Genomic DNA, 14087 nt, shown 5'->3' on the forward strand with positions numbered 1-14087 from the left:
TGCCTCAATTCGGCCAGGAGCGGTCCGTGGATCCGGGCTTAACCCAGGCCCATTATCACTGTGCTTTGCTCATCAGCCGCTGAGTCAGCTTCCTGGAGGCAAGGGCGTGACAACCTGATTGACCCGCTTGGCGTAGACTGACCACTGTCCTTGAGGTGTGGCTTAAACGGTATTGATTTCTCGGCTAATCTGATTTCTCCATGTCCGTGTCTGCGTTTGGAGGGTCTGATGTCTTTCGTAGATGCAATCGTTGCCCAGGTTTTGCTGCTTGAGACAGCGCTCTACCATACCCACGCTCGCATAGAGGCCAGGACAGATGGCGAGGCTCTGCATGACTTGCGGATCAATCTGCGGCGCATGAGAAGTCTGTTGCGACCATTACGCCGGATCGGCGCAGTAGCGCTGCTCAATGAAGCAGCTGCCGAGGTTGGCAAGCTGACTACCCCAGTGCGTGATCTTGAAGTGTTGATCGATGAGCTTGAACGGCAGGGGCTCACACAACAGGCCAATGCCCGGAAGGCTATCCTGCAGTCCAGCTATGGCAGCATCGTGGAAAGCTCGACGATCAATCAGCTCTTTTCCCGACTGGATGAATGGCCGTCAGCCTTTCGTGATGCTGAGCGTGATGGCGAATTACGCCAGATCAGGAAAAAGATCGCCAAGCGCTTGCGCAAGCAGGTGGAGCGATTGAAAGCCGCACTGACAGACCCTCAATACGATCGCCACCAGCTACGGATTCTGGTCAAGCGCACCCGTTACGCAACCGATGCGTATCCTCAGCTTTCTCCGATATCCGCGGAGGCAGCAGCTTCGCTCAAGGTTGTGCAGACTGCACTGGGCGCTTGGCATGATCATTATCAATGGTGCCTCAAGGCCAGACTGGAGGAAGACCTTCAAGTGCTACAGCATAAATGGCAGGTAGCGGCTACCGCGGCGCTTATGAGTGCTGAGGTGGAATTATTTCAGCTTGCAGAGTTGCTGGCGAAGAATCAGCAGGCGTAAAAAAGGCCGCCTGAAGTGGCAGCCAGAAAAGTAATAAGCCCCTACCGATGCAACTCAGATGTTGCTTGCGAAGTGCTGCCAGATAATGACAACTCGGTTAACACTTCACTGCAGCTTGCCGGTAGGGCGTGAGGCGCATCGAGTCGAGCTTGCAGCCGCGCGGCATAAGCTTGCGCCTCACCCTGGCTGCGGAAATTCACAGTGCAGGTGTCCAGTCTTACCACCCAGCCAGCCTCGCCCTGTACTTCTTCTATCTCGACGTTCATCAGCAGAGTCCCGGGAAGCATTGCAAAGGTGCTGATGATAGCTCGCCACCATGATGGTGACCAACACCTTTAGAGGTCTTTAGGTCGGTGTTCTCAGGCGGTTTTTGTCTATTTCAGAGCGGTTGGGAATAAGCGATTTACTAATGCACGATCTCCCCCTTTCTGGAGGGGCTGAGTGCCAAATTTCGGTCAAGAAAGGTCACTTACTCATGGCCATAAGTTCGATCGGCGCATCCCTGCGACCGGGTCTGTCGTGAATAAAAAGAATGCTCCTGTTAATTCTGCAAGGAGCTTACTGAGCAGTGTCCAGCAATGCCTGCTTCGGGTTTATAGGCGCGTCAGTGCCTGGTCTTCACAGTGGCGAACATGTTGACGCGATCGTGAATCTCCTGCAGGGCATGACGAAAGGGATCATGCCGTTCGCTGGTAACCGGATCCTCGAAGTTCCACACCATCACTTCTCCGGAGGCCGGCATCCGCTCAGCCTCCCCGGACGACTTGTCGCAGAGAGTGATCACGTAATCGAACTGTTGCCCCTCGAACTCATCGATGGCCTTGCTACGCAGGCCGGTCGTGGCGATACCGATGTGATCGAGGGACTCGAGCGTGCGTGGGTCCACCTCACCGGCCGCAATGCCGGCGCTGAAGGCTTCGAAGTGTTCGGCGTCGGTATGCCGAAGAAGCGCTTCCGCCATCAGGGAACGAACATCATTGTTAGCGCAGACGAACAGCACTCTGAACTTGTCAGCCATAGCTACTTTTACCTCGTCCAGCCTGTTTGTTTAGTGGTCGAAACAAAGCACTTTCCATTTCAGCAGGGCTTTCTGACAGCGGTATTTCAAGCCGATGAAAGGCTCCAGCCTGTCATCGTTCTGCAATGAACCTTGCACAGACTGATCATCAAACAGAATCTGGTGCGTGTTTTTGGGCTGCTAATGCAGCCTTTTTTGTTTCTCCGCGCGGGCCTCGGCGATATGTCGCAGGCATTGGATCCCATCGAACCACCCGTGCATCTGATAAGAGCATGGCAATTCGACGACGACTGCTTTTCTCTACCCTCATTTTATCGAGTGCCTGTTCAGTCGTTATGCGACACCTCGGCAACGAGAAGGGACGCCTGAACCCGCGCGCTCCAGCCGACTGCATTCGCGCCGGCGGCTCGCGCGTTGTAAGTTCAGCCGTGCGAGCTGCGTAGCCTATCGAGACGGTCGAGCAGTTCTTGCGGAATCCGCTCCTCCACCCGCGTCGTGCCGGCGTAGAGAACGCCTTCGTTGCCGTCGAGCGTGATTGGATCGCCCTCCCTCAGATCCAGGCCGCCGATGGACACGACGCGCCCCAACTCGTTGATCGCCAGGCTTTCGCAGCCGACCAGGCACACCTTGCCGAGCTGGCGCGCCACCACAGCGGCATGCGAGGTGCGTGCGCCCCGCTGGGTCAGCAAACCGTCGGCCAGATCGAGGGCGGCGATGTCGCGCGTCTCGGCATCGCGCCGTACCAGCACCACTGTGGCGCCGGCAGCCTTGCGCTCCCGCACTCGCGCCTCGTCCAGTGCGATCTCGCCACACACCACACCGCTGGCCGCACTGGCCGCGTGGGCAAGCGGCGCGAGAATCTGGCCATCCTCGGCCGCCACCACGCTCAGCGCGAGCGCCTGTGCATCGAGCGACCGCGTCCTTTCAAGCGCTACTTCCTGCGTGATCAGCCCTTGATCGCAGAGATCGAGCGCAATGCGCGCCGTCGCCTGTGGCGTGCGCTTGCCGCCTCTCGTCTGCAGGAGGTAAAGCTGGCCATCCTGCACGGTGAATTCGAATTCCTGCATGTCGCCGAAGGCCCGCTCGAGTTGCGCAGTAACGCGCTGCAGTGAGTCCCAGACCCTGGGCGCAACGGCTGCCAGCTCGTCGTGCCCTTGTGCACTTCGCCGGCCGCTAACAACGTCTTCACCTTGGGCATTGAAGAGGAAGTCGACCCAGGGCGAGGGCTCGCCACTAATCGGGTTGCGGGTACAACCCACACCCGCTCCTGACATCCCGCCGGCATTGCCGAACACCATCCGCTGCACCGTCACTGCCGTCCCCATCGAGTGCGGCAGGCCGTGCAGCTCACGATAGGCGTGTGCCTTGTCGCTGTGCCAGGAGGCGAAGACGGCGGCGGTCGCCTCGCGCAGTTGCACCTGCGCATCCTGCGGGAATGCCTCACTGGCCTCCCGTGCATAGGTTGCCAGATGGCGGTTCGCCACCTCCCGCAGCGCGGAAAAATCGAGTTCGAGTTCGTCGTTATCGGCGCGCACCGCATCGAGGTCCGCCTCGAAATGATGCGCGTCGATACCGGCAACCACTTCGCCAAACCTCGCAATCAGGCGGCGGTAGGCATCCCAGGCGAGGCGCGGATGCCCGGTGAGCCGCACCAAGCCGGGCAGGGTCGCGTCGCTGAGACCAATGTTGAGCAGCGTTTCCATCATCCCCGGCATGGAAACCGGTGCGCCCGAGCGCACCGACAGCAGTAACGGGTGCCGCGTATTGCCGAGTCCGAGGCCGGTAAAACGTTCCAGCTCCTGCAGTGCCTCCTGCCAGAGCTGGGGGCCGAGCTCCACCCGCCCGCACCAACCCGTGCCGAGAACGAAGGCCGGCGGCACGGGGAGGCCCAGTGCAGCCATGCGGGCGAGGTTCCAGGCCTTGAACCCCAAGGCTGCCGGGCTCGCAGCCGCGGGCAGCGCTGTGCTGCCGCCGATGAAGTGGATCAGCCTGAGCGCGCGCTCTTCGTCCGCCGCTTGCACGGGATCGAGTCGCGGGTTCATACGCCCCCCACGCGGCTAAACGCAAGCTTGCGCAGGCCGTAACCGGTGGCGAGCAGTGCATCGGTGGAAAGCTCGAGTGCCACAGCGAATTCCGTGCTCAGGTTCAGCGTCGCCGCATCGGAGACGTGCTCCGACAGCGCACGCCGGGCTTCGCGTAGCAGGATGTCGCACTGGCGCTCGGCATTGAGCACCCGCCACAACGCAGCCACGAACTCCTCGTGGTCCTCCCCGCTACTCTCCTCCCCGAGCGTGCATGCGATGGCGAGCGCCTTCACGTGGTCCTGCGTGGCCGCAAGTACCTCATCGGCCAGCAGCTGTATCACCTTGCGCACTTCACCCCGCCAGCCCTGGTGGTGGTCGTCGGCGATCAGCGACAACAGGAAGGCCGACTCCTCGAGGCAATCGGCCACATCGTCGGCACGCTCGATCAGGCGGGTGAACGGTAGCCAGCGCGGATGGCGTTCGGCGCGGGCGCGCGAGCTCATCACCAGCAAGTCGGCCTGGCGTTCCCATTCCTTGGCACGCTCGGCCAGCTTGCGCGCAGCGTTCTTGTCGCGTTCGTGTCCATGCGCGAGGGCATCACGCACGCCCTCGGCAAGCGCGTGGCAGTACGCCGCATGTTCGGTCAACAGATCGAATTCGTCGCGCCGGCGCCGCATATGGCGTACTAGCAGCAGCCTCGTATCGTCCGCGATCAGCGCGAGCGGCTGGCGCTGCTGCATCGCCTGGCTGGAGAGCACCAGCACCTCATCGAGGAACTCCTTCGCCAGCGCCGGCCCCATCACCTGGTCGAGGCGGTCGCCGATGTGGAAGTAGTCCGCGCCCAGGGCCTGCATGGCACCGTAGATCAGTTGTTCACCACCGGCCACCAGCCAGGCCATGTGGCCCACCTCGCGGCGGGCAGCTTCGGTGAGGACCGCCACCGCATCGGCCTTGCTGACGAACTGCACCAGACGTTTGCGGGCGCGGTTCCAGTCGATCAGGAACACGATGCGCGAACCAATGCCTTCGAGCTCGCGCTGCAGCGCATCCTCGTCTTCGCACTCGAAGGTCGCGGTGCCGACGTGATAGGCCTCGCCCGCATTGAGACCGGCCGTGGTGCGCGTTTCCGGTGCGGACCAGCTAGCGCCGAGCTCGGCCAGCATGGACTGGAAGAAGGCGAAACGCTGACGGTGCAGATCGGAATAGGTCAACGTGATGCGCATCCCTTCCACTTGAACCACGAGTACGTGCGCGACGTTGACGCCGATGTCGTTCTGCAGCAGCAGGCGTTCGCCATCGCGGGTGGCGGCCGTATCGAGCCCCGGATGGTTCAGTTTTAGCGCACGGGTGCGATTGAGACCGCGCATGAAGGAGGCGACCCGGGGGCGATCCTCATCGTTCAGCTGCCAAACATGAGCGCCGTCGATGGTCTCGCTCGCCATCTCAACCGCCATGCGGTTGAGCACCTTGTGCAGATCCATCACCAGCAGGTGGAAGCTGTCCCCTCCCCCGCGCTTGCCACTTGTCAGCGCCTTCAGCTGCGTTGCCTCGAGCGTATCGTCCGTCAGCGCGTCGAGCCAGGCGCACCAGTGGTCCACCCGGCTATCCAGTTCGGACTCAGCGGCATTGCCGCCCTCGACCAGCGGGCGCGCCATGATTCGCAGATCGTCCCGCAGCATGGCGGCGACGCGAAGGAAATCGGGCACGTGCAGCGCTTTGCCTTCCCGGTAAGCCGTGCCGGGCAGATCCTTGAGCCAAGGAGCGCCGATCTGTGCCGAGGCAAACTCACGCGTCAGATCCAGCGGCGCCGCATTCGGCTGCTCCGCGTGTGCCTGCGCGGCTTGCAGCACCGTTAGATACAGCTTCAGCCGGTCATTCGCAGCCAGCGCAGCGTTGATCCAGGCTGGGCGCAGCAACTGCATCTGGCCCAGCGACGCGATGACATCGAGCTTTTCCATTCGATCTCCACGCTTGCACGGCGCGATTCAGGACACCACATGTGGCATGTAATGCCACCCTCCCGCTTGACACCCTCGGCTGCAACGCCCCCGGCCCCTGCACCTGTCATCGAGCCGCCACACTTGCCTCATTGGCCGGGTGATCTAGCACGTGAGATGCAAGATCGCGTTGGTCTGGTCATGCTGTTCTTCCAGCTTCGCTATGGCTTCTGCTGTCGGCACGATGACCAATTCGATGTGCCGACGCTCAGCCTCGCGCCTCACCTCTTCCATGACTGGCAACGCCCCGGTGCCGGTGCCAATTACCAGCCGCCGGCAGTCCCAAGGGATGTCCTCCTCAATTGACAGCGGGGTGTGACCAAAGGCATCGCGGAACTTCTTGGACGGTTTCTTCCTGCGTTTGCGGACCTGTCCATGAGCGAGCACCACGTCATGAGGATAGGTGACCCCGTCAATGCTGATGGTGCCAAAAGAAAATGCATCGAAGCGCATACCCACCTCCCCCGTGTTCTGGTGTCATCGACGGGCTGAGTCAACACCCACTGGAGTGATCATTCGATTATCTAAGTATGGTCGCCGTAATCACCATGGCCAGCGAGCCCGGATTGGGGCCTGTGGCGCGTGACATGTCACTACGTAATCGCTTGATGCATCGGAAGCCTGGATACTGCCGCCTGTCAGGTTCCCAACCCTCCGGCTCGTGAACATTTGAGAACTTCAAAAAACAAAGGCCCAGCTATCTCCGGCTCAGCGGTTCGCCCCACCAGTCGTCAGCGACTCAGACCAAGCCGCTCATGCCACTGGGCGATGGACTCGTCGGGGTAGCCGTCGAACTGTTTGTCGCCGGGCCGCACATCGACTTCGACCCAGGAGGACTTCGAATCGAGCAGCAGGTGGGTGTGTTCTGGCGGCACCGGCAGCGGCGTGTCGATGGCCGAGGCGAAGGGATGAATGAGGTCCGGCCACTCCGGGCTGAATAGCCACAGGGCGCTGCCGCAGAGCCGGCAGAAATGCCGCTCGGCACTGCTGGTATGGGCGCGGCGGTCGCCCTCCTCCTTGATCTTGGCGTGGTAGATGGCAATCTGCTTGCGCCCCGTGACTTTCAGGCTATGGGCATCGCCAGCCAGGTTGATCGAGTAACCGCCACCGCCCTGGGTTTTGCGGCAGATCGAGCAATAGCAGCGTTGATAGGGATACGGATGGGCGCTGGTCAGACTGAAAATCACCGCACCGCAGTGACAGGAACCTTTGAGCTGCATGGCTGGCCCTCGTGGCGAACGCACATGGTTGGCAGCAAAGTCGAGTGTTTCCCGGCCAAGCACATCGTCGCTTTGCGGAGCTACGTTGCGGAGCTACGTTGGTGCCGACTCAAGGGTGCCCTGCCGCGGTCAGGGCGTCGGCGGCTCCTCGACTTCGCTCCAACTGCTGTCCGGATCGAAGCTCGGCATGGCCTTCGCCAGCTTCGCGCTGTCTGAGCCCTGGTCCTTCTGGAACACCTGGCCGTCGTGGCTGATCATGAAGCTCATCACACCGCTGTCGCCGTACTTCGCCGGCCACGCGATCAGGGCAAAACCGCGGCTCATGTTATCGCCGAGCTTGTAGCTGTAAGCGCCGCCCGGCGCCGATGGGCCCTGTGCATCGAGGATACGGTAGTTGTAACCATGCCAGTCGCTGCCCGGCTTGGCGTCGCCGAACAACGGGCCGAGCGGGCTTTCCTCGATACCCGGCTCCTCGGCCCAATACAGACCATCGTACTTGCCGTCGCTGCTGATGAACTTCTGCGCGTACTCAAGCGCGCCGTCGCCATCACGGTCGACCTCGGCGTAGTCCACCTGTGCATCGTAGTAGGCCAACTCTGCCTGCACGGTAGACAGTTCGTTACGACCGATTCGGCGTTCGCGGATCTCATCGCCCCCGGCCTTGGCATTAAAGGCCCAACCGTCCTTGCCCCGGATGATCGGCAGCGGCAGTGTCCATGGGTCGGTACCGACCACCAGATGCGCTTTATCTTCTGCGTCGGACTGGATCTTGTGCTTCTCCCGATAGTGGGCGAGGAAGGCATCGACATCATCGCGATCGATGTCCCCGGTCGGGATATACGAGCGCCAATCGTTGCCGAGCAAGGCCGCGAGCCGTTCAGCGTCGGCCTTCTTGCTGCCGAGTGCGGTAACCAGGGCTTCGGCGGCGGCATCCGGGCTGGGAAAAGCCTGCTGCGCGTGCGCGCTCTGGGCCAGAACCGCCAGCAGCGCAATTGGGAAAATACGGAATGCAGCATTCATCGCGAGTCTCCTGTCAGCGCCGACCACCACCGCCGCGAGACGGTGCCCGGGCGGGGCGTTGCACGGCATGGCCGCCGCTACGTGCCGCCTGCGGCCGACTAGCGGCGGCGCGACTGGCTTGGCCGCGGCTGGCTTGCACTCGTGACGATGAAGGATTGCGGGCGCCGGAAAAGGCATTGTTGCGCGGCCCCTGCGCGCTGGTGTGCTGCTGACGCGCGTTCTGGCGGACCTGCGGATTGTTTTGCACGCGCTGGCGCTTCTGCTCGCTGACCTGCGCGCGTTGGCGCACCTGGGGTTCTTTGCGCACCTGGGGCTCCTTGCGCAGCTCGCGGCTCGCGGTCTGGGCCCGTTCGCGCGCCTGGCGGTTGCTGGTGGCCGGGGATTCGATGCCGCGCTGCGTAAGCGACTGGCGGGCGCGCTCGCGCTCGGAGGCTCGCGCCGGATCGTGGCCGCGGAAAGCGTCACGCTGTTCGGCGCCGGCCAGGCGTCGGCCACTCTGCTCGCGATTAACGCGGTCGCGGTAAGGCACGCCGTCGCGGTTGACCGAGTTGTGCTTCCAAGTGTTTTGATTGGCGTTGATCTGACGATTGACGTTGATGTTGTTGTAGCGGTTGACGTCGATGTCGACATCGCCACGGCCCCAGTTGCAGTCGCCCCAAAGCGAATTGACGATCGCCACACCCGCGCCGAAGGCCAGGCCGGCGGCGAGAGCGGTGCCAACGTAGTAACCCGGCGGCGGTGGGTAGTACGCCGGCGGGTAAGACGGATAGGGCCAAGTGCCGTAGACCACGCTCGGGTTATAGCTAGGCACGTAGACGGTCTGCGGCTGGGCCGGCTCAATGATGATGGTCTGTGTGGCTGCGGGCTGCTGCACCACCACGGTCGAGTTGGCTGGTGCCGGAGCGGCCGGCTGCACGGTGACACGCTGCTGCTCGTTGGATTCGAGGTTGCCGGCAGCTTGCGCCTGTCGGCGCAGGCGTTGCACGGAATCCATCACAGCGTCGGGCTGTGCGAGAAAGGCATCGCCCACGCGCTGCACCCAGGTCGGGTCCTGGCCCAAGGTGGCCAGCGCTGCTGGGAAGGCGACCAACGATTGCACGCTTGGATCCCAGGGCTCGTTCGCGACCTGACGCACGGCGGCGTCACCGCTGCTGTCCGGATGTGCCTTGGACCAAGCCGCAGCGTCGGCGACATCGCCCGGATAGGTTGCCGCCATAAGCACCTGGGCCAGCAGCGCGTCTGGATACAGGGCCAGCGGCGCCAGCATCTGATCGAGTTCCTCAGGCCCGAACACGGCCTCGGCCGGCTTTGTCGGTGCCGGTTCCGGTGTGGGTGTGGGTGCAGGTGTGGGCGCAGCGCCTGCTACGCCCGCTGCGGGGGCGGCCAACGCCTTCGTGGCGGGGGGCTTGTCCTCGTCCGAACAGCCGGACAGGGCCAGCACGGTGAGCAAGATTGCGCTGAAGCAATGGCAAACACGCATGACGCTTCTCCCACGGAAGAAAAAGCGGGTCTAGACGCAGGGCCGTGGCGACCGCCATCGGCGGGGCGGAGCCCCCAGAATCATAGCCGAGCGATTAGGGGGGCGTAGTGTTTTATTAAGATGCATCACTACCCCCCTTAGCTGCGTTTGGCTGAGTTAGCTTCGAGGGTGTTGCTGGCGTTTGCGCCTTCGCTAGGGGGCGTTCTCAATTTGTTGCCAGTATCGTCGCCCACTGCCCTCGTCGTCTTTTGGGGTAATGGATGATCCGCTGTTGGCTGCGAGACGATCAGTCGGGACGCATCAAGGATCTGCTGCCCGGTAAAGTCAGCGATCGAGGGGTGACTGCCCGAGAGCTATGGTCACTGGCACCGCGTCAATGTGCGTTAAGGCTTTGCATTCGATGTGACCACGCATTTGCATAGGGGATGACCACTTCCGCGGCCACCCGACCGGCTCAAAACGATCGCCTGTTGAGCGACTATGCTGGGCTTACCGACTTCACAGCTTTGCGGCGACCTGCAAGGAGATAATCGATGTTGCCCACGCTCACTTCCGAAAAGGCGCTGTCCCGTGGTCTGCTCGATGTACTGATTCGTGCCGGGCTGATCGCCGTTCTGGTGATTTTCTGCTTCCAGATCTTTCACCCATTCCTCGACCTGATGCTCTGGTCGCTGATCCTGGCGATCACCCTCTACCCATTGCAAGGCAGGCTCAAGGGCAAGCTGGGTAACAATGAGGGGCGCACCGCGACGCTGATCGTGCTGATCGCCATCGGCATCCTCATGGTGCCAATCTACCTGTTGGGCACCTCGATAGCCGACTCGGTGGAGAATGCCCTGGCCATGGTCAAGACTGGTAGTTTCCATATCCCGCCGCCGGGCGAATCGGTGGCCAGCTGGCCACTGGTGGGTCAGACCCTGTACGACTTCTGGCTGCAGGCCGCCACCGACCTGACCGGCGTGCTGAAAAAACTCCTGCCCTATCTGAAAGGCGCCAGCTTGAGCCTGCTGGGCAAGCTCGCCGGCGTCGGTGTGGGCCTCCTGATGTTCATCTTTGCCTTGATCATCGCGGGCATCTTTATGGCCTATGGCGACAACGGCAGCCGCAGCGCGGTACTGATCGCCTCGCGCATCTCCGGCCCGGACAGGGGGCCGCGAATCGCCACGCTGTGCACCGCCACCATTCGCGCAGTAGCCCAGGGCGTGGTCGGTATTGCCTTTATCCAAATGCTTCTGGTCGGCGTCGGCTTTGTGGTCATGGGTATTCCCGGCGCCGGCCTGCTGGCCCTGGCCGCGCTGCTGCTTGGCATCATGCAGCTGCCAGTGGTGCTGATTTCCCTTCCGGTGATCGGTTACGTCTTTGCCACCGAGGGGGCCAGTGTGGCGACCATAATCTTCGCCATCTACAGCCTCGTTGCCGGCATGGCCGACAACGTGCTCAAGCCGCTGCTGCTGGGTCGCGGCGTCGATGTACCGATGCCGGTGATACTGATCGGCGCCCTGGGCGGCATGGTCACCAGCGGCATCATTGGTCTGTTCATCGGCCCGGTTGTTCTAGCGGTCGGTTACCAGCTGTTTTGGCAGTGGGTAGAAGACCAGCCGCAGGGTGACGAGCCAAGCGAGCAGAAGCAGACTTGATGCGGTCGCGGGCGTCCTTATGTTGCGCACTCTTCGCCCGGGCCGGTTACTCCTGCTTGGCGCACTTTGCCTTAGCGGTTGCGTGCGTCTCGGGCCGGACTTCCAAGCGCCAGGTGAAGCATGGGTCGAACACTGGAACAGCCCGGCTATCGAGCAGGCCAGCCAGCAGCGACCACAACCCGACACCCTGCAGTGGTGGCAAGTCTTCGCCGACCCGATCCTCGACCGTCTGATTGCCGAAGCAGATGCCCACAACCCGGACCTGAAGATTGCCGGCTTGCGGGTGATGGAAGCCCGCGCCCAACTGGGCATCGCCCAGAGTGGCCGTTACCCGCAACTGCAGCAGGTCAGCGCCGATAGTTTGTACCTGGACCGTAACCAGTCCGGTGGGCGCAACCCGCAGGACAGCCATTCCTGGCAACACAGCGCCGGCTTCGACATCGGCTGGGAGCTGGATTTCTGGGGGCGCTTCAGCCGCGCCATCGAGTCGGCCGATGCTGCCTACTTTGCCGCCCAGGCCAACCATGAGGACGTACTGGTGTTGCTGCGCGCGCAGATGGCGGACAGCTACTTCGCCCTGCGCACCGCCGAGGCGCGCCTGCGCATCGCTCGCGACAACGCTCGGTTGCAAAAGCGCAGCTATGAGATCACCGAGCGGCTGTTCAACAGCGGCGAGAGTGCCGAGCTCGACCTGCAACAGGCCAAGACCCAGTACCTGAGCACCCTGAGCAGCATTCCCGACTTTGAAAGCCAGGTATTGCGCACCCGCAATGCCCTGTCCGTGCTGATTGGCCGTCCCCCCGGCTCGCTCCCGGAGCTGGCGGAGAAGGAGGGGCTGATCCCGCTGATTGACCGCGCGGCGCTGCAAGACGTACCCGCCAACCTGCTGTTGCGCCGTCCGGATATACGTGCAGCCGAACTGCAGGTTGCCGCCCAGTCTGCACTCATCGGCGTGGCCGAGGCCGATCTGTACCCTTCGCTGAGCCTGCTGGGCAGTATCGTCTGGTCCACCACCACGCTGAGCGGCGCCCCCGACACCCTGGACCTCGTCGGCGGCCCAAGCCTGCGTTGGGACGTGTTCGACCATGGCCGTATCAAGAACAACGTGCGCGTACAGGACGCCCGCCTGCAGCAACTGATAGTCGCCTACCAGGACGGCGTACGGCAGGCGGCGCGCGAGGCCGACGATGCCGCCAGCGGCCTGATCAAGTCCCTGGAGCGCGAGCGCATCCTGCATGAGGCGGCATTGGCCGCCGAGCGCTCGCTGACCCTGGCAAACGCCCAGTACCGTGAAGGCTACTCGGATTTCCAGCGCGTGCTGGATGCCCAGCGGGCGCTATTCGCCCAGCAGGACGCCTACCTGGTCAACCGTAGCAATGCCGTGAGCAACCTGATCGCCCTGTACAAGGCCCTTGGCGGTGGTTGGTACAGCGAAGAACCGCTGGTCGATCCGGCCAGCCGCCAACAGATGCAGCAACGCACCGACTGGGGCGAGCTGCTGGATGAGCCGAGCCGTCCGGCCGCCGACGCCAGCCCACTTGTGCACAAGGTAAGTTCCGATGAGTGACACCCAGCAGAACTCCGCAGACGCCCCACCGAGCTTGCCAGCGCCCGCTGCCGACCCGGTAAGGAAGGGAATCAACTGGGTAGCCTGGCTGATCGGCCTGAGCCTGGTCTGGTATCTGCTAGCCGACCGCTTCACGCCTTACACGCAGCAGGCGCGGGTGCAAGCCTTCGTCGTCCCGGTGGCCGCGGAAGTGTCGGGGCGGGTGACCCAAGTGCGAGTGCGCAACAATCAGGACGTCAAGGCCGGCGAAGTCCTGTTTGAGGTAGATCAGCAGCAATATCAGATTGCCGTCGATCGTGCCCGCGCCGATCTCGAGTCGACACGCCGACAGATCGGCGCCAGCACCGCCGGAATCGACTCGGCGCAGGCATCCTTGCGCGCAGCCCAGGCCAACGAACTCAAGGCGCGACAGGATAGCCAACGCCTTGAGCGCCTGTACCGCGAAGATCCGGGCACCATTTCCCTGCGCCGCCTCGAGGTGTCCCGCGCCACTCGCGAGGAGGCCATCAGTCAGGTCGCCGCGGCCCGGGCCGAAGTGCAACGCGCACGTGAACAGCAAGGCGGCAGCGAGGAAGATAACGCCCAGCTGCGCAGCGCCGCCACCGCCCTGGAAAAGGCCGAACTGGACCTGGCCAATACCCGGGTACGGGCACGCTCGGCCGGGCTGATCACCGATCTGCGCACCGATGCCGGACAATTTGCCGCTGCCGGAAGCCCGGTCATGACGCTGATCGCCATCCACGACGTATGGATCAGTGCAGAAATGACCGAGAACAACCTGGGCCAGGTCGCGCCCGGCACCCCGGTTGCCATAGTCCTGGACGCCCTGCCTGGCAAGATACTCGAAGGTCGTGTGCGCAGCGTCGGTTATGGCGTCAGCGTCGGCGAGAGCACGCCGCCCGGCAGCCTGCCGACGGTGCAGAACAGCCGCGACTGGCTGCGCCCGGCCCAGCGCTTTCCGGTCGTGGTCGAAATCACTCCGGGTGAATTGACCGAGCTGCGCGGCATCCGCGTCGGCGGCCAGGCCGAAGTCATGGCCTTTCCCCGCGAGGGCAACCCGCTCAACCCGCTGGGCCGCCTGTTCCTACGCCTGATGAGCTGGCTGTCCTATGCCTACTGACA

At 62.9% G+C, this 14087-nt stretch carries 12 protein-coding genes; 4 read left to right on the top strand and 8 right to left on the bottom strand.

Annotated elements, in window-relative coordinates; translation table 11 throughout:
- Nucleotides 1-228: 228 nt before the first annotated feature.
- The gene (locus D3879_RS15200) at nucleotides 229-1002 is read left to right on the top strand and encodes a CHAD domain-containing protein (RefSeq protein ID WP_119955146.1); all 774 of its coding nucleotides are present in this window, start codon (nucleotides 229-231) and stop codon (nucleotides 1000-1002) included.
- A 41-nt stretch (nucleotides 1003-1043) separates the two neighbouring features.
- On the opposite strand, the gene D3879_RS15205 is transcribed toward D3879_RS15200, so the two are convergent.
- The 8 genes from D3879_RS15205 to D3879_RS15240 all read right to left on the bottom strand — a co-directional run bounded on the left by D3879_RS15205 (nucleotide 1044) and on the right by D3879_RS15240 (nucleotide 9761).
- On the bottom strand, nucleotides 1044-1268 hold the full coding sequence (locus tag D3879_RS15205; protein ID WP_177412440.1) for a hypothetical protein: 225 nt from the start codon (nucleotides 1266-1268) through the stop codon (nucleotides 1044-1046).
- A gap of 338 nt (nucleotides 1269-1606) precedes the next feature.
- Complete coding sequence (locus D3879_RS15210; RefSeq protein WP_119955148.1) at nucleotides 1607-2020, bottom strand: arsenate reductase ArsC; 414 nt, start codon at nucleotides 2018-2020, stop codon at nucleotides 1607-1609.
- Nucleotides 2021-2442: 422 nt separating this feature from the next.
- Nucleotides 2443-4062 carry a PEP/pyruvate-binding domain-containing protein gene (locus D3879_RS15215; RefSeq protein WP_119955149.1) on the bottom strand — a complete coding sequence of 540 codons (1620 nt, stop codon included), beginning with the start codon at nucleotides 4060-4062 and terminating at the stop codon, nucleotides 2443-2445.
- Entirely contained in the window at nucleotides 4059-6002 is a 1944-nt protein-coding gene (locus tag D3879_RS15220; protein WP_119955150.1) for a DUF47 family protein, read from the bottom strand. Before D3879_RS15220 ends, D3879_RS15215 begins: the two co-directional genes overlap by 4 nt.
- A gap of 144 nt (nucleotides 6003-6146) precedes the next feature.
- Nucleotides 6147-6494, bottom strand: a complete 348-nt coding sequence (locus D3879_RS15225) for an MTH938/NDUFAF3 family protein (RefSeq protein ID WP_119955151.1) — start codon at nucleotides 6492-6494, stop codon at nucleotides 6147-6149.
- Between the two features lie 278 nt (nucleotides 6495-6772).
- A complete protein-coding gene (locus D3879_RS15230; protein WP_119955152.1) occupies nucleotides 6773-7261 on the bottom strand; it encodes a GFA family protein in 489 nt (162 codons plus the stop codon).
- Between the two features lie 129 nt (nucleotides 7262-7390).
- Nucleotides 7391-8281 (bottom strand): DUF2950 domain-containing protein, encoded by an 891-nt coding sequence (locus D3879_RS15235; protein ID WP_119955153.1) that lies wholly within the window; start codon nucleotides 8279-8281, stop codon nucleotides 7391-7393.
- Between the two features lie 13 nt (nucleotides 8282-8294).
- A complete protein-coding gene (locus tag D3879_RS15240) occupies nucleotides 8295-9761 on the bottom strand; it encodes a DUF3300 domain-containing protein (RefSeq protein WP_119955154.1) in 1467 nt (488 codons plus the stop codon).
- 533 nt (nucleotides 9762-10294) lie between these two features.
- Between D3879_RS15240 and D3879_RS15245 the strand changes: the two genes are divergently transcribed.
- The 3 genes from D3879_RS15245 to D3879_RS15255 are packed head-to-tail and all read left to right on the top strand — an operon-like array spanning nucleotide 10295 to nucleotide 14085.
- Nucleotides 10295-11398, top strand: coding sequence for an AI-2E family transporter (locus D3879_RS15245; RefSeq protein WP_119955155.1), 1104 nt, complete (start codon nucleotides 10295-10297; stop codon nucleotides 11396-11398).
- Between the two features lie 19 nt (nucleotides 11399-11417).
- Nucleotides 11418-12965 (top strand): efflux transporter outer membrane subunit, encoded by a 1548-nt coding sequence (locus D3879_RS15250; protein WP_119955156.1) that lies wholly within the window; start codon nucleotides 11418-11420, stop codon nucleotides 12963-12965.
- Nucleotides 12958-14085 carry an HlyD family secretion protein gene (locus tag D3879_RS15255; protein WP_119955157.1) on the top strand — a complete coding sequence of 376 codons (1128 nt, stop codon included), beginning with the start codon at nucleotides 12958-12960 and terminating at the stop codon, nucleotides 14083-14085. Before D3879_RS15250 ends, D3879_RS15255 begins: the two co-directional genes overlap by 8 nt.
- The last annotated feature ends 2 nt before the right edge of the window (nucleotides 14086-14087 follow it).

Origin of the sequence: Pseudomonas cavernicola (assembly GCF_003596405.1) — a bacterium.
GTDB classification, from domain to species: domain Bacteria; phylum Pseudomonadota; class Gammaproteobacteria; order Pseudomonadales; family Pseudomonadaceae; genus Aquipseudomonas; species Aquipseudomonas cavernicola.